Source organism: Phytohalomonas tamaricis (genome assembly GCF_003012345.1).
GTDB classification, from domain to species: domain Bacteria; phylum Pseudomonadota; class Gammaproteobacteria; order Pseudomonadales; family Halomonadaceae; genus Phytohalomonas; species Phytohalomonas tamaricis.
Map to the genome: position 1 here is coordinate 268378 of NZ_PVRV01000024.1, position 18172 is coordinate 286549.

General features: G+C 54.4%; 20 protein-coding genes. 8 read left to right on the top strand and 12 right to left on the bottom strand.

Features of this window, described 5'->3' with window-relative positions:
* Position 1 precedes the first annotated feature (1 nt).
* From rpoS to C3Z11_RS15095, 9 genes are all read right to left on the bottom strand, one after another.
* Positions 2-967: an RNA polymerase sigma factor RpoS gene (gene rpoS, locus C3Z11_RS15055; protein WP_106478767.1), complete on the bottom strand. Its 966-nt coding sequence runs from the start codon at positions 965-967 to the stop codon at positions 2-4.
* A gap of 135 nt (positions 968-1102) precedes the next feature.
* A complete protein-coding gene (locus C3Z11_RS15060; RefSeq protein ID WP_106478768.1) occupies positions 1103-2119 on the bottom strand; it encodes a peptidoglycan DD-metalloendopeptidase family protein in 1017 nt (338 codons plus the stop codon).
* Complete coding sequence (locus tag C3Z11_RS15065) at positions 2112-3065, bottom strand: DUF368 domain-containing protein (RefSeq protein ID WP_106478769.1); 954 nt, start codon at positions 3063-3065, stop codon at positions 2112-2114. Before C3Z11_RS15065 ends, C3Z11_RS15060 begins: the two co-directional genes overlap by 8 nt.
* A complete protein-coding gene (locus C3Z11_RS15070) occupies positions 3062-3736 on the bottom strand; it encodes a protein-L-isoaspartate(D-aspartate) O-methyltransferase (RefSeq protein WP_106478770.1) in 675 nt (224 codons plus the stop codon). The genes C3Z11_RS15065 and C3Z11_RS15070 overlap by 4 nt, the downstream gene beginning before the upstream one ends.
* Entirely contained in the window at positions 3714-4469 is a 756-nt protein-coding gene (gene surE / locus C3Z11_RS15075) for a 5'/3'-nucleotidase SurE (protein ID WP_106478771.1), read from the bottom strand. Before surE ends, C3Z11_RS15070 begins: the two co-directional genes overlap by 23 nt.
* A 14-nt stretch (positions 4470-4483) precedes the next feature.
* Complete coding sequence (gene truD, locus C3Z11_RS15080; RefSeq protein ID WP_106478772.1) at positions 4484-5533, bottom strand: tRNA pseudouridine(13) synthase TruD; 1050 nt, start codon at positions 5531-5533, stop codon at positions 4484-4486.
* Complete coding sequence (gene ispF, locus C3Z11_RS15085) at positions 5530-6003, bottom strand: 2-C-methyl-D-erythritol 2,4-cyclodiphosphate synthase (protein WP_106479069.1); 474 nt, start codon at positions 6001-6003, stop codon at positions 5530-5532. The genes truD and ispF overlap by 4 nt, the downstream gene beginning before the upstream one ends.
* A gap of 32 nt (positions 6004-6035) precedes the next feature.
* Positions 6036-6770 (bottom strand): 2-C-methyl-D-erythritol 4-phosphate cytidylyltransferase, encoded by a 735-nt coding sequence (ispD, locus tag C3Z11_RS15090; protein WP_262927432.1) that lies wholly within the window; start codon positions 6768-6770, stop codon positions 6036-6038.
* Complete coding sequence (locus tag C3Z11_RS15095) at positions 6767-7072, bottom strand: FtsB family cell division protein (RefSeq protein ID WP_106478773.1); 306 nt, start codon at positions 7070-7072, stop codon at positions 6767-6769. The genes ispD and C3Z11_RS15095 overlap by 4 nt, the downstream gene beginning before the upstream one ends.
* Positions 7073-7242: 170 nt before the next feature.
* Here C3Z11_RS15095 and C3Z11_RS15100 point away from each other — a divergent pair, with 170 nt between their 5' ends.
* A complete protein-coding gene (locus tag C3Z11_RS15100) occupies positions 7243-7554 on the top strand; it encodes an NGG1p interacting factor NIF3 (protein WP_106479071.1) in 312 nt (103 codons plus the stop codon).
* A gap of 13 nt (positions 7555-7567) precedes the next feature.
* Here the strand turns inward: C3Z11_RS15100 and C3Z11_RS15105 are convergent, their stop codons facing one another.
* A complete protein-coding gene (locus tag C3Z11_RS15105; protein WP_106478774.1) occupies positions 7568-8125 on the bottom strand; it encodes an NUDIX hydrolase in 558 nt (185 codons plus the stop codon).
* Positions 8126-8250: 125 nt separating this feature from the next.
* Between C3Z11_RS15105 and C3Z11_RS15110 the strand changes: the two genes are divergently transcribed.
* The 3 genes from C3Z11_RS15110 to C3Z11_RS15120 all read left to right on the top strand — a co-directional run bounded on the left by C3Z11_RS15110 (position 8251) and on the right by C3Z11_RS15120 (position 10990).
* Positions 8251-8895, top strand: a complete 645-nt coding sequence (locus tag C3Z11_RS15110) for a CoA pyrophosphatase (RefSeq protein ID WP_106478775.1) — start codon at positions 8251-8253, stop codon at positions 8893-8895.
* On the top strand, positions 8892-9563 hold the full coding sequence (locus tag C3Z11_RS15115) for a 2OG-Fe(II) oxygenase (protein ID WP_106478776.1): 672 nt from the start codon (positions 8892-8894) through the stop codon (positions 9561-9563). The genes C3Z11_RS15110 and C3Z11_RS15115 overlap by 4 nt, the downstream gene beginning before the upstream one ends.
* Positions 9564-9733: 170 nt before the next feature.
* Complete coding sequence (locus C3Z11_RS15120; protein ID WP_106478777.1) at positions 9734-10990, top strand: D-mannose isomerase; 1257 nt, start codon at positions 9734-9736, stop codon at positions 10988-10990.
* Between the two features lie 90 nt (positions 10991-11080).
* Here C3Z11_RS15120 and C3Z11_RS15125 read toward each other — a convergent pair whose 3' ends face one another.
* A complete protein-coding gene (locus C3Z11_RS15125; RefSeq protein WP_106478778.1) occupies positions 11081-12493 on the bottom strand; it encodes an MFS transporter in 1413 nt (470 codons plus the stop codon).
* Positions 12494-12772: 279 nt separating this feature from the next.
* On the opposite strand from C3Z11_RS15125, the gene C3Z11_RS15130 reads away from it, so the two are divergent.
* A complete protein-coding gene (locus C3Z11_RS15130) occupies positions 12773-13708 on the top strand; it encodes a lysophospholipid acyltransferase family protein (RefSeq protein ID WP_106479072.1) in 936 nt (311 codons plus the stop codon).
* Positions 13709-13726: 18 nt separating this feature from the next.
* On the opposite strand, the gene C3Z11_RS15135 is transcribed toward C3Z11_RS15130, so the two are convergent.
* Positions 13727-14212 (bottom strand): YajQ family cyclic di-GMP-binding protein, encoded by a 486-nt coding sequence (locus C3Z11_RS15135; RefSeq protein WP_106478779.1) that lies wholly within the window; start codon positions 14210-14212, stop codon positions 13727-13729.
* Between the two features lie 271 nt (positions 14213-14483).
* On the opposite strand from C3Z11_RS15135, the gene C3Z11_RS15140 reads away from it, so the two are divergent.
* The 3 genes from C3Z11_RS15140 to C3Z11_RS15150 all read left to right on the top strand — a co-directional run bounded on the left by C3Z11_RS15140 (position 14484) and on the right by C3Z11_RS15150 (position 18111).
* Positions 14484-15557, top strand: coding sequence for an acyltransferase family protein (locus C3Z11_RS15140; protein ID WP_106478780.1), 1074 nt, complete (start codon positions 14484-14486; stop codon positions 15555-15557).
* Between the two features lie 255 nt (positions 15558-15812).
* The gene (locus C3Z11_RS15145) at positions 15813-16895 is read left to right on the top strand and encodes an acyltransferase family protein (RefSeq protein ID WP_106478781.1); all 1083 of its coding nucleotides are present in this window, start codon (positions 15813-15815) and stop codon (positions 16893-16895) included.
* A 229-nt stretch (positions 16896-17124) separates the two neighbouring features.
* Positions 17125-18111, top strand: a complete 987-nt coding sequence (locus tag C3Z11_RS15150; RefSeq protein WP_106478782.1) for a Bug family tripartite tricarboxylate transporter substrate binding protein — start codon at positions 17125-17127, stop codon at positions 18109-18111.
* The last annotated feature ends 61 nt before the right edge of the window (positions 18112-18172 follow it).

Sequence of the window (18172 nt, forward strand, 5' to 3'; positions counted from 1 at the left end):
CTTACTCGAAAATGGCATCAAGCGATAGCCCTTGCTTTTCGAGCATGCGACGCAGTTTCTTGAGCGCCTCGACCTGAATCTGACGTACACGTTCGCGTGTCAGACCGATCTCTTCACCGACTTCCTCAAGCGTTGCAGCTTCATGACCCCGCAGGCCGAAGCGTCTTACGACAACTTCCATCTGCTTTTCGGTCAGTTCCGCCAGCCATTCGTCTACATGTGCCTTGACGTCAAAGTCGACCAGATTTGACTCCGGCCCCGCTTCGGTATCATCGGCAAGCGTATCGACCAACGGCTTGTCACTTTCACCACCGAGAGGATAGTCAACGGAAGAAACCCGTTCATTCAGTCCCAACATCTTCTTGACCGTTTCTACCGGTTTATCAAGATGCTCAGCGATTTCTTCGGCGGTCGCTTCATGGTCAAGCTTTTGAGTCAGCTCGCGTGCAGCGCGCAGATAAACGTTGAGTTCCTTGACCACGTGAATCGGCAGTCGGATGGTACGGGTCTGATTCATCAACGCCCGCTCGATGGTCTGGCGAATCCACCAAGTGGCGTATGTGGAGAACCGGAAACCGCGCTCAGGATCGAATTTTTCGACAGCACGGATAAGGCCTAGGTTACCTTCCTCGATCAGATCGAGTAGAGACAGGCCCCGGTTGAGATAGCGTCGAGAGATTTTCACTACCAGACGCAGGTTGGATTCAATCATCCGTTGACGACCAGCGGGATCTCCCTTCTGGGCCAAACGACCGAAGTGAACTTCCTCCTCAGGCGTTAAAAGCGGCGAAAAACCGATCTCGTTAAGATAGATTTGAGTGGCATCGAGACTTTGATGGTATTGCCGTTCCTCGCGATTCAGCGCTTTCTCAAACGCGTCCTTATCCTCCTTGTCATCGTCGAGTTCCAGCTCAACTTCATTTTCTTCGATATCGACGTCCTGCAAGTCCTGTTCAACTACGCTCATATCGATTTTCCCCTTATCGTCCGAAGCTTTCCATGCCCAGAAGCGGGTCGCTCGAGTTATTTTGTACTACATTAGTTCTATGGAATGCTTTTTCATCGCTGCCCACCTCGAAGGAGCAGACAGCGTCCATGGATCTCAGCGATCCGGTAAGAACTTCAACGGATCCTTCGGCTGGCCATCCTGGCGTATTTCGAAGTGCAGCTTGACCTGATCAGCTTCGCTACTGCCCATGGTAGCGATAACCTGACCGGTCTCCACCACATCGTTTTCCTTGACGCGTAACGTGTCATTATGTGCATAAGCACTGAGGAAATGGTCGTTGTGTTTAAGAATGATCAGATTGCCATAACCACGAACACCACTGCCGGCATAAACCACTATGCCCGGTCCCGCTGCTTTTACAGATTGCCCCTTTTGACCCGCGATATCAATGCCAGCGGTTAAATTCGTTTTATCTGCAAAAGTACCGACAATGTCACCCATTACCGGCCACTGCCAGTTGACGTTACTCACCGGCGTATAGGTCCGTTTTGTCGATGGCGCCACTGGCTGTTCGCCGGCCACGCTGGTGCCTGTTTCTTGCTGGGACGAGGGTTGACTGGCAGATGACGAGCCCGCTTGATCGCTCTTCTGCGATGGAGATGATGAGCTCGGTGCTGAGGCCACAGCACCAGCAGCGCCACCACTTACGGTCATTGCCGATTTGGCAGCCGTATTGCTGACATTCGGGCTAGTGCTGGGAGTGGCCTGCGGGCTGGATCCGGCGCTCTGATCAGACAAGAGCCAGGAATCATCAGTATCATCACTGCTGCCCTGCTGAGTGGTATCCCCCAAGGCAATGGTACGTACACCTGAGCTTTGATCCACTGGCCCGGTCGGGGCGGTAGTACCGTTGTCAAGACGCAGCGACTGACCAGGTTGAATATTGTACGGCGGCGCCAGATTGTTCAATTCTGCCAACTGGCGAAAGTCGATGTTCTGCTGCCAGGCGATGCTATAAATCGTGTCTCCACGCTTGACGGTGTAAAGCCCTTTCGGCGCGCTTTGATTAAACGATGCATCTTCGATGACCGGTGCGCTGGTGTTGGACACACAACCCGTCAGGGTGACGGCCAGCGTCAGTGGAAGCCACAGGATCGTGGTCTTAGCCATTGTCGCGATTCTCCTTGGATTCAGGCATTTGTGTTGCAGAAGACGAACGCTCACCGACCAGCATGACAAGCGCGAAACCCACCACCATCAAGGCGATGGCCAGCCACAGTTGTGCAGGCTCACCTGTGACTGAGCTGTAATCACTTGGCATCAGAAAACGATAGTCCAGCGGCACGATATCGCCATTCTCACCCAGCCGATAGCGCGTCAGCTCACGCCAAGGCCATAACGTTGGCAAGGAACCGAGAATAAAACCAATCAACAGCTGCAGCGTCGCGGCGTGGTGATGCTTGAACAGCCAGGACAGCAAACGGGAAAACGTAAAAAGCCCCACCAGACATCCTGCCGCAAACTGGGTCAGCGTCAAGACTTCAAACCCCTTGATCGCCCCCATGACCGTGCCGTAAAGCCCCATTACCAGCAAAAGAAAACTTCCCGACACCCCCGGCAGTAACATCGCGCTGATAGCAATGGCGCCACCAAGGAACAGCACCCAGCCGCTACTACCGCCACTAGGCAGCAAATGCGGCAACTGCGAGGCCAGAAGCACCCCAGCCAACAGCGGCAGCACATGCCAGAGCCGCCACCCATCCAGACGCTGCGCGACAACAATTGCCGATGCCAGTACCAGCCCAAAGAAAAAAGCGTTCAACAATAATGGATAAGCATCCATCAGGTAGGTAACAAAATGCGCCACCGTGATCAGACTGGTCAGAATGCCCAGCATCAAGGGTACTAAAAAGCCAAGATTGAGGTGCTCGTAAAGCCTCGTCCAGCCGCCATCCCGCCAGGCGGTAAAGGCACTGGGGCCGAAGCGCTTGATGGTATGAATCAATTCTTCATAGATACCGGTAACAAAGGCAATAGTGCCGCCGGAAACACCAGGCACGGCGTCTGCCGCCCCCATCCCTGCGCCCTTGAGAAATAGTGAGAGCATTCGCTTCACCGGGTAACTCCTTTTACTAGTGGCACGAATCTGACTGCCTCGAGCCGTCGTTGTTGAAAACCTTCTTTCAGGCGGCGTATCCGGGTCAGCCACTGGTTACCCTGTTCATCCTGCAACGGCGCAATCATGACGCCACCTACGGGTAATTGTGTGATCAGCGCCTGAGGAAGCGCAGGTGCGCAAGCCGTCAGCAATATCACGTCAAACGGTGCCTTATCGGCCCAACCAGCGCTGCCATCGCCATAGTGAAGCTGGATATTATCGCCGCCAAGCCCTCTCAAGCGCTGTGCCGCAGCGTGATGAAACGACTTTATGCGCTCAATGCTGTAAACCCTCGGGACAAGCCTTGAAAGCACCAGCGTTTGATACCCCGAGCCCGTCCCGACTTCCAGCACGCATTTGGGTGCGTGCTCAAGGACACGCTCAGTCATCCGTGCGACGGTGAAAGGCCGCGATAGGGTCTGCCCATAGCCAATCGGTAATGCCGTATCTTCGTAGGCACGATGGCCAAACGCCTCGTCCAGAAATAAATGACGAGGTGCCTGGGCCATGATGTTCAACACGCACTCATTGGTGATCCCGCTATCGCGTAATCGCGCAACTAGCCGATTACGCGTACGTTGCGAGGTCATCCCGATACCGGTCAGATCATGTGGAGTGAGACAGCGCATCAAGCCAACCCTGAACATCATCAAGCGCGTTATGGCGCGTCAGATCGGTTTGCAGCGGTGTAATCGATACAAAGCCAGCCTCGATCGCCGCAAAATCCGTATCCTCCCCTGTATCGGCATTCGGCCCCGAAGGTGCGATCCAGTAGCGCGTGCGTCCGCGTGGGTCCTCGATCGCCAACGGTTGTGCCCCGGGCGCTCGATGGCCCAGCCGCGTAACCCGAAAGCCCTTGATCTGCTCCCAAGGTAAATCGGGCACATTCACGTTCAACAAGCTACGCGGGGGTAGATCAAGTTCTGCGGCGGCACCGGCAAGACTAGCCGCAACCCGCCCGGCCGTTTCAAAATAACGATGCCCTGCTAGAGAAATGGCAATGGCAGGCATCCCTAACGAGCGCCCCTCCATCGCCGCCGCCACGGTGCCGGAATAGAGCACGTCGTCGCCCAGGTTGCCGCCATGATTGATACCGGAAATCACCATATCCGGCTTCTCATCCCAGATGTCACTAACCCCAAGGTAAACACAATCTGCTGGCGTGCCATCAACACTGTAAAACCCGTTATCCATCGCCATTAATGACAAAGGCTTGGATAGGGTCAGAGAGTTACTGGCCCCGCTTCGATCACGGTCGGGGGCGATCACCCTGATGCTTGCATGCGATGAAAGCGCATCATGAAGCGCTTTCAAACCCGGCGCATGCACGCCGTCATCATTGGAAAGAAGCAGTTTGCGCATAGTTTCGTCCCTGGTTATAACGTTGGATGGTCGATCAGCTCACGCAGCACCGCCGTAGCGAAGGCGCCTCGTCCAAGCGTAAAGGTCAGCCACGCACCGTCATCGTCGCAATCGAGCTGCGGCTCAGCGAGTCTGATACGTAACGCTCGACGCTCCTGCCTCAGCCCGGCGCTTTCAAGCCCCACAGCAATATCGTGATGTAACGCGGCAACGGCTTGCTCAAGTTCCGCTATTTCATTCTGGCTATCCAATGTTCCCACGCCCCACAACGCACCAGTGGGATGAATATCAAGCTGTGCCACGCGTGAACGCAGCGCCTCATCGATGCCTTCCGGCATGAAGCGACTCATGGTGCCTTCAAGATTGAACACATCGCCTTCACACGCCTCATTCCAGCTGCCGCAACGGATACGCACCGCCAATATTTCGTTGAACAGAAAGCTGCGCGCTGCTGAAAGCATCAAGCCTTGCTTATCATCACGCTTGCGCCAGCCGCGTGCGAACAACTGGCGGGCGCGAACGATGTTAGCACCGCCCCAGCCAAAGCGCTGCGGGCCAAAATAATTGGGTACGCCCTGCTCAACCAGCTGCTGCCAACGCCGCGTGAGCGCATCACGCCGCGCTGCATCGAACGCGTCCAGCGCGATACGCAGCCGAAAACGATTACCGCGATGCACGCCACGCTTCAGTTTGCGCGGATGGCGATCACTCTTCAGCAATAGCGCGCCAGCATCCGCCACACGCGCTTCCAGATCGTCCGGTGTCGCCTTGCCCGGCAACCACAGTGATACCCACTGCCGGGTAACAGCGCTGCGGTCCTTAAGGCCACTGAAACCGACATCACGCAGCGCGATCTCAAAGTTACGTGCCAGCCGCTTGGTCAGTTCAACCGTGTTCAACTCACGCTTTTCAAGCCACAGCCACAGATGCTCGCCTTCGCCTTCCGGCTTAAAGTCGAGCACCTCCTCGACCATGAACGCCTCTGGCGTTTGGCGATAAAGGCCTGCGCCTACCGGCTCACCGTAGGCCCGTGGCCAGTTGAATGAAGACGCGTCGTTACTCATTGAGCAATCAGCAAGACAACCGCCTCGGCAGCGATGCCTTCCTTACGCCCGGTGAAGCCAAGACCCTCACTGGTCGTTGCCTTTACATTGACCTGCCCCACATCCACGCCAAGATCATTGGCAATCGTTTCGCGCATCGCCGTGATATGAGGGGCAAGCTTCGGTGCCTGTGCAATAACCGTGGCGTCGACATTAGCGATGCGATAGCCCGCATCGACCACGAGCGTGACAACATGGCGCAACAAGGCGCGACTATCTGCCCCTTTCCAGGCCTCATCGGTATCCGGGAAATGGTGCCCAATATCACCAAGCGCACAGGCGCCCAGCAAGGCATCACTGATCGTATGCAGCAGCACATCCCCGTCGGAGTGGGCAACGAAACCGTAATCGAAGGGGATACGTACCCCGCCGATCATCAAATGATCACCGGGACCAAAACGATGAACATCAAAGCCGTGCCCGATCCGCAGCGGCTGAAGGGAAGTCGTAGTGTCAGAAAGCGTCATGTATTGTCTCGCTGCGCAGTGATAATCCAGCGCGCCAGCGCCAAATCTTCAGGATGGGTAATCTTGAGGTTATCGCGGCGACCAGGGACCAATTTCGGCGCCAGGCCAAATGCCTCGACCGCGGAAGCCTCGTCGGTAATCGTCTGTCCCGATTGGCGGGCGGTGTGTAGGGCTTCGTACAGTAGACCATAGCGAAAGGCCTGCGGCGTCAAGGCATGCCATAACCCTTCGCGTGACTCAGTGTGGCCCACTCGATGTGAGCGGTCCTGACGCTTCATCGTGTCCGCTGCTGGCGTGGCCAGCAAGCCTCCAACCTCATCGCCAATCACGCTGGCATGAAGGGTGTGCAGATCATCGACATGTACGCAGGGTCTCGCCACATCATGCACCAGTACCCAATCGTCAGCGTGGGCGCGCCCTTGCAACGCCATCAGTGCATTTAGCACCGAATCAGCGCGCTCATCACCACCGTTGATGCGCTGCCAGTGATCGAACGGCACAAAGCGCTCCTCGAACCAGACATCTTTTTCATCGAGGCACAATATCAACCGTGCCTGCGGCCAGGCACTATGTAGCTTGGCCAGGGTATGCACGATAACGGGCTGGCCATCGAGGTCGAGATACTGCTTGGGCCTCTCGGCACGCATCCGCGTACCTTTCCCAGCCGCAGGAACAACGAGCCATAGCGTGTCATCATTAGAGTCACGTAAGCCTGTCTCGCGGGGCATCATGGCTGCGCTTCCTTGGTGGCATCCACGGTGACGCCGGGTACCCAGAAGAACTGCTCATCGTTACGCACCATGCCAATATCATTACGAGCACGCTCTTCAATGGCATCGAGTCCGTTTTTCAAGTCGACGACTTCGGCTGCCAACCGATCGTTGCGTGCCTTGAGCTCAGCATTTTCATCTGCCAGCGCATCCGCGCGGGCATGGGTACGATGCAGTTCCAACAGGCCGCCTTCATCCAGCCAGAGGTGATACTGCAGCAAACCAAGCATGCCAAGCAGTATGATGAACAGCCATTTCAACATGGGGTGAACCTATTCGGTATCGGGCAGTCCCGTACGTTATTACGCTATTGCTTGCCCACATGGGCAACAGGAATCGAGTGCGCGATTATGCCATCATCAAGGATAGCGCGCAGGCCGTACCGCGTTTTTTCAGTGCTGTATCCACCAGAAAGCCCATGCAGGGAGGCATGATGTATAAATTATCGTTTTTTGTACCGGTTGAAGATGCCGAAAAAGTTAAAGAAGCCATCTTTGCCACCGGGGCCGGTAGCCAGGGTGATTATGAAGCCTGTTGTTATCAAATGTTGGGCCATGGCCAATTTCGCCCACGTGAGGGCGCCCACCCGCATATTGGCAAGGTAGGCGAACTCACCCAGGTAGAAGAGTTGAAAATCGAAATGGTGTGCAGCGATGAGATCATTCATTCAGCAGTCAACGCATTGAAGGAAGCTCACCCTTACGAAGAGCCCGCCTACGAGGTCTATAAACTCGAACAGTTTTAACTTGGGCATTGCGTTATACCGCCGGAGGCTCATCAGCACCCTGGCGTTTACGGATATCGCTGATATGCAAAGGGAAGTGATCGTTCTTGCGGTCGGCGAAGAAGTGCTTGAGCGTCCGTTCAATCGTCGAGAAGGCCAGCGCATCCCACGGGATATCCTCCTCACGAAATAACGCCACCTCCAGACTCTCGATACCCGCTGTAAACTCGCCCTTGAGTTCACCGCGAAAAATCATGTAAACCTGATCAATATGCGGCAGATTGATCAGTGTATAGAGAGTGACATTGTCCACTTCGGCGCCAGCTTCCTCGCGGGTTTCACGCAGTGCTGCCTCGACGGTCGTCTCAGCGTTTTCCATAAAACCGGCTGGCAGTGTCCAGTACCCGTAACGCGGCGCTATCGCCCGTTTACACAACAGCACGCGATCACCGCTTACTGGCAGCGTCCCGGCCACAATCTTGGGGTTCTGATAATGAATGGTACCGCAGCTTTCACACAAATAACGGGGACGATCATCGCCTTCGGGAATCGCGAGGCGCACCGGGGCACCGCAGTGGCTACAGAAATTCATGGGGCACTATCCTCGTTCGACCGCCAAAGCGGCTTCGATGCGTAATTAAGGCGGACGCCCGATCCTCGAACCAAGCCCTAACGACGTGATTTCATTCAGAGAATCGCTTGATGTCAGAGCCATCCATGTTAGAGAAACTACGCGAGCGGCTGCAAGCCTATGCGCCACGGCATTTATCAGGAGACTATCCGCGCGCAGCGGTACTGATGGCCATCATCGACCGTCCCACGCCCAGCCTTTTGTTGACCCTGCGCGCCGTTCATCTCTCGACCCATGCCGGTCAGGTGGCCTTCCCCGGGGGTAAGTTCGATCCTGAAGATCAGAATCTTCAGACGTGTGCGCTGCGTGAAGCGCATGAAGAGATCGCCTTGCCGCCTGACTCAGTCAAGATTATTGGTCAACTAAGCGACCGGCTATCCCTGCACGGCATGGCCGTGACGCCCTTCGTCGGTATCATTCCCGACGGACTGCGACTGACGCCTAACCCCGGCGAGTTGGATGAGGTATTCGAGGTTCCCCTAACGTATCTATTCGACGACCGCCGCCATCATACCGATGTTATCGTCACCGACTTGCAGACCAAGCTCTATGTACCGAGCTATGATATCGGCGGCCGCATATTGTGGGGGCTGTCGGCCATGATGGTCGTTGAGCTGCTCGCCGTAGGATTTGCGCTCGATATCAGCCTTGAGCATCCGCCTAAGGGGAGCGAGCTTCGCCATCCATCTTCACGTCAACGTATCACCGCTTCCAAGAGTAAACGTTCATGAGTATTGGCCTACCCCATCAACGCGAGCGTTTTTACAACGCCGCCGCTATCGACACATTGCTCGACGGCCTCGTCGAGCACGGGTTTGCGATCACCGAACATTTTCTTGATGCCGAGCTTGTCGACGCGTTGCGTGAGGAACTGTTCAGTCTCGAGCGCAATGCTGCGCTCGATAATGCCGGGATCGGGCGTGGCAATGAACATCAGCTGCGCCGGGATATCCGCGGCGACGCGATCCGCTGGCTCGATCAGGAAAGTCTTGCTCAGCGCCGTTATCTGGCGGTCATGGATGACGTGCGCGAGGCGATCAATCGTGGCCTCTATATGGGGCTATTCGAGTTCGAGGCGCATTTCGCTCATTACCCTCCCGGCACCTTTTATAAAAAGCATCTCGACAGCTTCCGTGGCCGAGCCAATCGCGTCATCTCAAGCGTGCTTTATCTCAACCGCGACTGGCCGGCTGATGGCGGCGGGGAAATGGCGCTTTACGCGTCGGACGACGACAGTTGTGAGCTGGGGCGCGTCATTCCCGAAGCAGGAACATTCGTGTGCTTTCTCTCCGACACCATTCCCCATGAAGTGTTACCGACCCGCCTGCCCAGAGCCAGCATTGCCGGCTGGTTCCGGCGCAACGCCTCGCTCGGTGGCGTAGTCGACCCTGACCACTAAGCGCACTTCTGTCATGCTCGAATCGGCCAATCTCGCGACAATAGAGGCATTTATTTTCTGCTCATGGTACGGCTAAGCTTGTCGGCCGGTTTGAAATGAGTGCCGTCATGCCTCTGCAAGTGCGCATGAGCGAGCAATCGACCCATGGATCGTCTACGCAAGGAGCTTTCATGACTACCGCCTATTCCGACTCGCTACCCCCGCATAGCTGGCTGGCGCGGCCGGGGCATCTACGCTGGCTAACGCAGCAAGGCGACGCCTTGGTCGCCTTCGGCAAGGCCGCTCGCCGCCCCGAAGGTGGTTTCGGCTGGCTTGACAATACCGGCCAGCAAACGCCGGACGTGCGTCCGCAGACATTGGTGACAGCCCGCATGACGCATACGTTTGCTCTGGCTGCCCTGCAGGGTATTCCCGGTGCTGGCGCATTGGCTGATCACGGCGTAACGGCGCTCAAGGAAATGTTCGTCGATAACGAACACGGCGGCTGGTTTGCTGAATTGCCAGGTGCCGAGTCCTCCTCGACCAAGGAAGCCTACCTGCACGCATTCGTTGCACTGGCGGCTTCCTCGGCCACAGCCGCTGGCCGGCCGGGAGCGCAGGCACTACTTGACCAGGCCGCGGATATCATCGAAACCCGTTTCTGGTCGGAAACCGAAGGACGCGTGGTCGAGAGCTACAACCGTGACTGGAGCGAAAGTGAAGCCTACCGTGGTGCCAACAGCAACATGCACTCGGTTGAGGCTTTCTTGGCGTTGGCCGATGTCCTCAAGGCACCTGTGTGGCGCGAACGTGCCCTCAGCATTGCTCAACATTTGATTCATGAGGCCGCCGCTAGCGCCGATTTCCTTGTGGTCGAGCATTTCGACACCAGCTGGCAGCAGGTACGCGATTACAACAAGGAAACGCCGGCCGATCAATTCCGTCCCTACGGGCTTACTCCCGGTCATGCGCTGGAGTGGTCACGCCTGCTGCTCAACTTAGAAGCTGGTCTGCTCCTCGCCGGCCAAGAAGCGCCGGATTGGCTGCTTGAAGATGCCAAGGCGTTGTTTGATGCCGCAACCCAGGTGGGTTGGAGCGTCGATGGCGCGCCCGGCTTCGTCTATACCGTCGACTGGTCGCACCAGCCGGTGGTGCGCAATCGCATGCACTGGGTGGCGGGGGAAGCAGTTGCCGCTGCCGCGGCACTCGTCGTACGCACTCAGGAAGAGCGTTTTGAAGCATGCTATCGCCGCTGGTGGGACTACATCGACACTTACCTGATCGATCATGTCCACGGCAGTTGGCATCATGAACTCGATGAACACAACACACCTTCGGAAAGCGTGTGGTCCGGCAAGCCTGATATCTATCACGCCTATCAGGCGACACTTTTTCCTATGCTACCGCTGGCACCGACAGCAGCTACCGCCCTGGCCGAGGCGTACTGATCTCCTGAGCATTCAAGTAACAAGGGTCGGCATACGCCGACCCTTTCTGTTGTTGCTGCCTGCTCTCACGCTATTTTTACCACGTCGCTGTCATGAGCGCGGCGGCGACGCAGGGGGATTGTCATCCTTGCTTTCGGCATGATCGCTAACACTGTTGGCTTCGCTACTCATACCCTCCCCGCTCGGGCCGTTTTCTGCGTGGTCGGCTGCGGCCGTCAGTGCCGATTCACGCCGCTCGGCTTCCAACGCATCCGCCTGTGCATGCTCCTCAACGCCTTCTACCATTTCATTGGTCACCTCCAGCTCAGCCCCTACCACTGACTGCACTGGGTGCGCAGAAAAAGGCGCCACTGGCTGAGGCGCTGGCTTGACGCTACGCCGCCAGGCAAAGAACAGCCCCATCACCAGCGATACGGCAGCGAAGCCGTAAAACAGCCCTGCATCACCGACGAGGCTCATTACTGAGGTCAGTATCGGTGCGCTGATCGTGCAGCCGACCGCATTGATCAGCAACAACCCCTGACTCATGCCTACCAGTGCCCCGGGCGGTGCGCGGTCGGCAGAATGGCTGATCGAGACTGGATAGAATGAAAAGGCCGCCCCGCCGTAAAGAAACAGTGTCACCGCCAGCGTCCAGAAATTGTAAGCCGCCAGCGGAATCAGCAACGCCAGTACTACCAGCACCGCACCGAGCAGGATCAGCACGATCTGGCGATCGTGACGATCCGACCAGCGGCCGATCGGGTACTGCAGCGCCATACCGCCAACAATGACAATCGCCATCAACTGACCGATGCCTTCAATGTCATAATTAATCTGCTGCAGATAGAGCGGTAGCAGACTATAGAGTGCCGCCACCAGCAATCCCGAGCCGAAACTGCCCATCACCCCGGTCGGCGTCATCTTCGCCAGCCGCAGTGGCGAAAGCGGCTCGGCGTGCTCGATCAAAGGAGAAACGCGCGGAATAATCGCCAGTGGCAATACCGACAACGAAGCCAGCATGCCGATCAGCACATAGGGCGTCACATCGGCACTTAAATCGAACAACCCTAGCAGCAACTGCCCCAGCGCTAGCGCGGCATATAGCGAAATCATGTAAAACGCCAACACTCGCCCACGCACGGCGCGATCACCACTGGTCAAAAGCCAGCTTTCGATTACCAGATAAACCCCTACTGTCGCCCAGCCCCCCAACAAGCGCAGGAAAAACCACCAGTAAGCATCGAGCCATAGCGCCTGCCCCAACGCCGCCGCCGCCACAATCGAGGCGAAACAGGAATAGGAGCGGATATGTCCGATGCGCAGCAGGAGGCGGTCATTCAACAGTGCACCGACAGCCAGGCCAATATAGTAGGCCGATGACACCCATCCCACCGTATCTACCGAGGCACCTGCCGCATTCAGGCGCAGTGTCACCAGTGTAGAGAGAAACCCGTTGCCGAGTGCCAGAATGAAAAGACCCAACAGCGGAGGAAAGACTAAGGCCAAAAGTTGGCGAGCCATGAACAACCTCAGGATCAAAATTGCAGTCACAGGGTGCAGAGAACGAAGCGGCGGCGAATATACGTTGGCGTCAGAGGAAAGCCAACTGCCATTTTGCTTATGTGCTTAAGCTAGCAATTTTTAGTCGTATTGCCAGCTCACGGCGTTGAAATGATAACCCTTGGAAGTGGTGTCGCTGAAACGTCTCAAACAGTGCCGATCAGCCTATTGGGCTTTCGTGAACTGACCTGCGAAGCAGGCTCCGTTATACTCGACGCTTCGCAATTCGAACCTGATCCTATGACGCTGACTGATACCTTTAAAGCCCGCGCCATCGCCACGCTCTGGCGGATGCTCTCCTGGCGTACGCCTGCCTCACTGTGGCGGTTTTCCGGTCGCATCGAACCGCTCTATAGCCTGATCGCCGCACGTGAGCGGCGCGTCACTCGTATCAACCTGCGCCAAGCCTACCCCGGCCTTGCCAGGGCAGATAACAAACAGCTCATGCACGATAGTCTGCACCACAGTGTGGCGACCATCATGGAGTTGGGATTTGCTTGGATGGGAGACCCAGCCCGGGTGCGCGACTCAATTCATCAGGTCTACGGACGCGAGCTGCTCGATGAGGCCCGTGCCGAAGGACGGGGCGTCGTTGTGCTTGCGCCCCACTTCGGCAATTGGGAAATTCTCAATTTCTGGCTATCGAGCCATTTCCCGTTTACCGCTATGTACGAGCCGCCCAAGATCACCCCGCTCGACCCGATTACCCGCCAAGGCCGTGAACGGATGGGGGCCGAACTGGTACCGACTAACTCTCGTGGTGTCGCGGCCTTGCTCAAGGCACTCAAGCGCAGTGAAGCGATTGGTATCCTGCCGGACCAGGTGCCCTCATGGGGAAGCGGGGTCTTTGCCGATTTTTTTGGTCGGCCAGCCTATACCGCCACGCTGTTGCCTAAACTGGTGGCACGCACCAATGCGCGTGTTGTGACTGGCGTGGCTAAACGGTTGCCCGACGGCGCAGGCTTCGACATTCACTTTCTCGCCGCTGACGAACGCGTCTATGCTAGAGACGAAACGACCTCAGCCACCGGCGTCAATGCCTGCGTTGAAGCCGTCATCGCGCTCGATCCGGCCCAGTATCAATGGGAGTACAAGCGATATCGTCGCACGCTCGGTGAAGACGAGAATCTGCCCGGCTGGAGGGAAAACCGGCTCTACAGCAGCAAACATCGCTAGCCGAGCAGAAAAGAAACCTTAGTCGCGGAAGTTATTGAACTGCAGCGGTAGATCCGGCCCCTGGTCACTCTTGAGCAGAGCAATCGCCTGCTGCAAGTCATCGCGCTTCTTGCCGGTAACTCGCACTTTATCGCCCTGGATCTGGCTCTGAACCTTGAGCTTGGCATCCTTGAGCTGTTTGACGATTGCCTTGCAGTCGGTCTGCTCAAGCCCTTGCTTGAGCACTACATCCTGGCGTGCCTTGACGCCGGTCAGTACCGGCTCCTTTTCTTCCATGCAGCGCGCATCAATGCCGCGTGAAATCAACTTGGCACTCAATACGTCCATCATCTGCCTGAGCTGAAAATCGACTTCGGCCTCAAGCGAGACGGTTTCCCCATTCAGAGTAAAGCTGGCATCAACGCCTTTAAAATCAAAACGAGTTTGAATTTCACGATTGGCCTGATCAACCGCGTTGGTCGCTTCGTGCTTATCAAACTCGGAAACAATATCAAATGACGGCATAACCCTGTTCCTGTAATCAATTGGCAAACGGTAAAGGTAAAAGCAATCTGCGCTGATTCTAACGTGTCTCGGCATGCATTAAGTCTATTTCCCCACTTACGATTTTAGATCCATCCTTTTTTATTACCCTCGCTAAACATAACGTATGGTATTGCACATGAGAGCGCTATCTGCCCGCGAGGGTTCAGCAAAGCGGCACAGCGGTTATTTCAACCCAGTGTATATTTGCTTTCCTTAATAAAAATACATTTTACAGCCAAAGCGGATATGTATGCCTTCTCAGCTCACACCATCCAATCGCATCGCATGGATCGATGCCGCAAAAGGCACCTGCATATTATTAGTGGTGCTCTACCACACTAATTTGTTCATTATTTTGCCTAGTGAGCTAAGCAGCACACTGCCAAGTACGCTCTGGAACATGGTCATCACTGCCATGAAACCTCTGCGTATGCCACTGTTCTTTCTGATTTCAGGTTTTTTGGTCTATTCGTCCATATTCTCTAAATCATGGCGACAGGTATTCCGCTCACGAATAGGCACCTTGCTATGGCTTTACGCGTTGTGGCTAATTGCTCACTGGGGATTTGAACTATTTTTGATGGAGTATGGTAAACCAGAAGCTATTTACCATGGACACCCGACACCAGAAAGTATAACTGGTTTAATTTGGAACGCTCTGCAAGGCGCTACTGGCATCTGGTATCTTTATGCGTTGGTAATTTACTTTGTCATATGTAAAACCTTTAAACGCTGGGCAATTTTGACATTAGCTATTCTGGCACTGGCTCAGTGTTTTAATGGACAGCTAAGTGAGAAACCTTATGTACAGAGTCTGATCGAAAACGGCATATTCTTCGCGCTAGGGTGTTACGGTCGTAATTTCATCACTTATCATTTCAGTTCTTTTAATACAAAGCGCTTTCTCTTTTCTTCATTACTTACAGCAATTCTAATAGCGATAGTAATGAAATATGACCTATTCTATGTTCCAGGAATAAAATTAATACTGGCATGTAGTATGGTCGTCGCAGCAATTGATTTCTTTGCATTATTAACAAAAATTTTCAGCTTGAATATCCTGCAAAATCTTGGCCGTCTTACGCTGCCTATTTACGTTATGCACATGTTTTTTATTCTAATCCTTGCTCAGTATATCGTTCCTAACAAATTTGAAGAAGATACAGCATTCATCATAAGCCTGCTGGCCCCAGCGATAATCACTCTACTTATTTCCGGACTCTGTCTCGCCCTGTATACCATACTCAACAAACGACAGGGACAGATACTGTTCAATTTTCCGTCCCGTGCTTTTTTATTGTGCGCCAAGTCGCCATCAGCCTAAAACAATTAAAGCACTGGGTTTTAACATTATTATGGTTGAATAATTAACTCTCCACTCAACAGTAATTAGTATGCCGAAACTCATACGAGCAGCGGCATACTTCTTCTGCTTATTGTTTGTATTTAGAGCCTACCTTAGAACCTAAGGTAAAAGAGATCTATCCGCCGTAGTTCAGCAAAGTGGCACAGCGATTATTTTAATGCTGTGTATATTTATATTTACAAAAAAACACTTTTACATCTCAAGCGGATACATATGCCCTCTCAACTCACCCCCTCCAATCGCATCGCATGGATTGATGCCGCAAAAGGCGCCTGCATCTTATTGGTAGTGCTCTTTCATATAAATTTATTCATTCTTCAACCTAGTGCATTAAGCGATACGCTACCGAGCACAATTTGGAATATGGCTATTACAGCCATGACACCATTGAGAATGCCATTGTTTTTTATGATATCTGGCTTGTTGGCTTATTCGTCTGTCTTTTCCCGTTCATGGCAACAAGTATTCCAGTCACGAGTAGGCACTATGCTTTGGCTCTATATTCTATGGACGGTTGCACATTGGGGGCTTGATCTGTTCATGATCAGTCATGGAAGGCTGGACGCTATCCCCGAAGGTCAGCCAATCGCTGACAATGTTATTGGCCTGCTATGGAACGCTTTGCAGGGGGCCACAGGGATCTGGTATTTATATGCGTTAGCGCTTTACTTTGTGATTTGTAAGCTGTTTCGTCACTGGATACTACCTACCTTGATCACCCTTGCACTGATCGAATGCTTCGCAGGACTAGTAAACGATAAATGGTACCTGCAAAGCATGAGCGAAAACGCTGTTTTCTTTGCCTTTGGCTGTTACGGTCGCAACCTCCTTATTCGGCACTTCAGCGCTTTCAATGCCAAACGATTCATTATTCTTTTATTCGTCGCAGCACTACCTATGCCATTAGTCGCCCAATATGATCTTCTGGAACAGCCAGGTATCAAATTAACAATGGCATTTGCTCTCGTATTTTCAGCGATCGATTTCTTTTTATTGTTAAGCCGGTGGTCCAATCTAAAAGTGCTGGGTTTTATAGGCCGTCGTACACTACCTATCTACGTCATGCACATGTTTTTTGTGATGCTGATTGCACAATATATTGTCGTACCGCATGAGTTTGAAGGAACCAACACATTTATCATAAGCTTGCTTGCCCCACTGGTACTTACTCTACTTATTGTCGGGCTATGTCTCGCCCTCTATGCCGTACTCAATAGGCGACAGGGAAAACTATTATTTAGCTTTCCATCGCTCGTCTCTCTATGGCCTGCCAAGCCAAAGGCCCCTATTGCCTGATAAAAATTTTGTTCGATACTGCCTCATTTATGGTTTATTCAGCCTGCCATAATTATCAGCCGGCGCTTCTACAAGCGCTGGCACTTTTATTCCTCTGAGCTCTTAATTCCTCTGTACGCTGTTCATCACCATCGTCTTCGATTTCACTAAAGTGTTATCGATACAAGAGGTTTTCACGGTAGGCTAACGCAACACTGATTTATTACCATTAGACAAAGCGACCCCGACCATGCGCGCCATTATTTCTCGCCTGCTGGCCCCTACCCTGATCGCGGCGACAATGTCCGCCCCTATTGCTTACGCCGCACCTAGTGGCAAGACGGAATGTATCGCCCCAGCCCAGCCCGGCGGTGGTTGGGATTTCACCTGCCGCAGCGTGGCACGCACTCTGCAAGAAGAAAATTTGATTCCCGCCGGCATGCAAACGGTCAACTTACCGGGAGCCAGCGGTGGCGTCGCCTTCAGCCACGTGCTGTCCAAGCGTCGGGGCGATGAGGATGTGATTATTGCCGCTTCGACGGCCACCACAACCCAACTGGCCCAGCGCCGTTACGGTAAAGGCGATTCCGATCAGGTGCGTTGGGTTGCATCGCTTGGCGCCGACTATGGTGTCATTGCCGTCGCCAAGGATTCGCCCTGGCATTCGCTCAGCGAGTTAATGGCCGCACTCAAGGATGATCCACGCGCCGCCAGCTTCGCCGGTGGTGATGTCGCAGGCGGGCTTGATCATATCAAGGTACTGATGGCTGCTCAGAAGGCGGGGGCTGACAAACTGCGCGAGATCAAGTATCTGGCCTTCGATTCAGGATCGGTCGCGATTACTCAATTACTGGGTCATCACATCGATGTCTTTACCGGCGATCTTTCCGAGGCGCTCGGCTTCGTACAGAGCGGCGATCTGCGCCTGCTCGCCGTACTGTCAGAACAGCGCCTACCCGGTGAACTCGCGGATATCCCTACTGCCCGCGAACAGGGCATCGATGTGGTAGCCCCGAACTGGCGAGGCTTCTATATCCCTGGCGGCACGTCGAATGAAAGCTATGCCTATTGGGTCAAGACGCTGGATAGCCTCTATGCCAGCGATGCGTGGCAGAAGGTCATGGCTGACAGCGGCCTGCTGCCCTTTCACAAGTCCGGTGATGAGATGACTGAGTTCGTCAATCAACAGATTCATGATATCCGCACCGTCTCTGACGGCCTCGGCCTCTCTCGATAGCCCTGCGTGGGCCAGCACGAGCACTACTGGCAGGATTGGCTCGGGCTGGCCACACTAAGAG

Coding starts and splice junctions, on each gene's coding strand:
- truD (WP_106478772.1), bottom strand. CDS start 5,533: ATGAGTAACGACGCGTCTTCATTCAACTGGCCACGGGCCTACGGTGAG.
- C3Z11_RS15095 (WP_106478773.1), bottom strand. CDS start 7,072: ATGTTGAAATGGCTGTTCATCATACTGCTTGGCATGCTTGGTTTGCTG.
- C3Z11_RS15070 (WP_106478770.1), bottom strand. CDS start 3,736: ATGCGCTGTCTCACTCCACATGATCTGACCGGTATCGGGATGACCTCG.
- surE (WP_106478771.1), bottom strand. CDS start 4,469: ATGCGCAAACTGCTTCTTTCCAATGATGACGGCGTGCATGCGCCGGGT.
- rpoS (WP_106478767.1), bottom strand. CDS start 967: ATGAGCGTAGTTGAACAGGACTTGCAGGACGTCGATATCGAAGAAAAT.
- C3Z11_RS15120 (WP_106478777.1), top strand. CDS start 9,734: ATGACTACCGCCTATTCCGACTCGCTACCCCCGCATAGCTGGCTGGCG.
- C3Z11_RS15115 (WP_106478776.1), top strand. CDS start 8,892: ATGAGTATTGGCCTACCCCATCAACGCGAGCGTTTTTACAACGCCGCC.
- C3Z11_RS15130 (WP_106479072.1), top strand. CDS start 12,773: ATGACGCTGACTGATACCTTTAAAGCCCGCGCCATCGCCACGCTCTGG.
- C3Z11_RS15100 (WP_106479071.1), top strand. CDS start 7,243: ATGTATAAATTATCGTTTTTTGTACCGGTTGAAGATGCCGAAAAAGTT.
- C3Z11_RS15140 (WP_106478780.1), top strand. CDS start 14,484: ATGCCTTCTCAGCTCACACCATCCAATCGCATCGCATGGATCGATGCC.
- C3Z11_RS15105 (WP_106478774.1), bottom strand. CDS start 8,125: ATGAATTTCTGTAGCCACTGCGGTGCCCCGGTGCGCCTCGCGATTCCC.
- C3Z11_RS15060 (WP_106478768.1), bottom strand. CDS start 2,119: ATGGCTAAGACCACGATCCTGTGGCTTCCACTGACGCTGGCCGTCACC.
- C3Z11_RS15110 (WP_106478775.1), top strand. CDS start 8,251: ATGTTAGAGAAACTACGCGAGCGGCTGCAAGCCTATGCGCCACGGCAT.
- C3Z11_RS15125 (WP_106478778.1), bottom strand. CDS start 12,493: ATGGCTCGCCAACTTTTGGCCTTAGTCTTTCCTCCGCTGTTGGGTCTT.
- C3Z11_RS15135 (WP_106478779.1), bottom strand. CDS start 14,212: ATGCCGTCATTTGATATTGTTTCCGAGTTTGATAAGCACGAAGCGACC.
- ispD (WP_262927432.1), bottom strand. CDS start 6,770: ATGATGCCCCGCGAGACAGGCTTACGTGACTCTAATGATGACACGCTA.
- C3Z11_RS15150 (WP_106478782.1), top strand. CDS start 17,125: ATGCGCGCCATTATTTCTCGCCTGCTGGCCCCTACCCTGATCGCGGCG.
- C3Z11_RS15145 (WP_106478781.1), top strand. CDS start 15,813: ATGCCCTCTCAACTCACCCCCTCCAATCGCATCGCATGGATTGATGCC.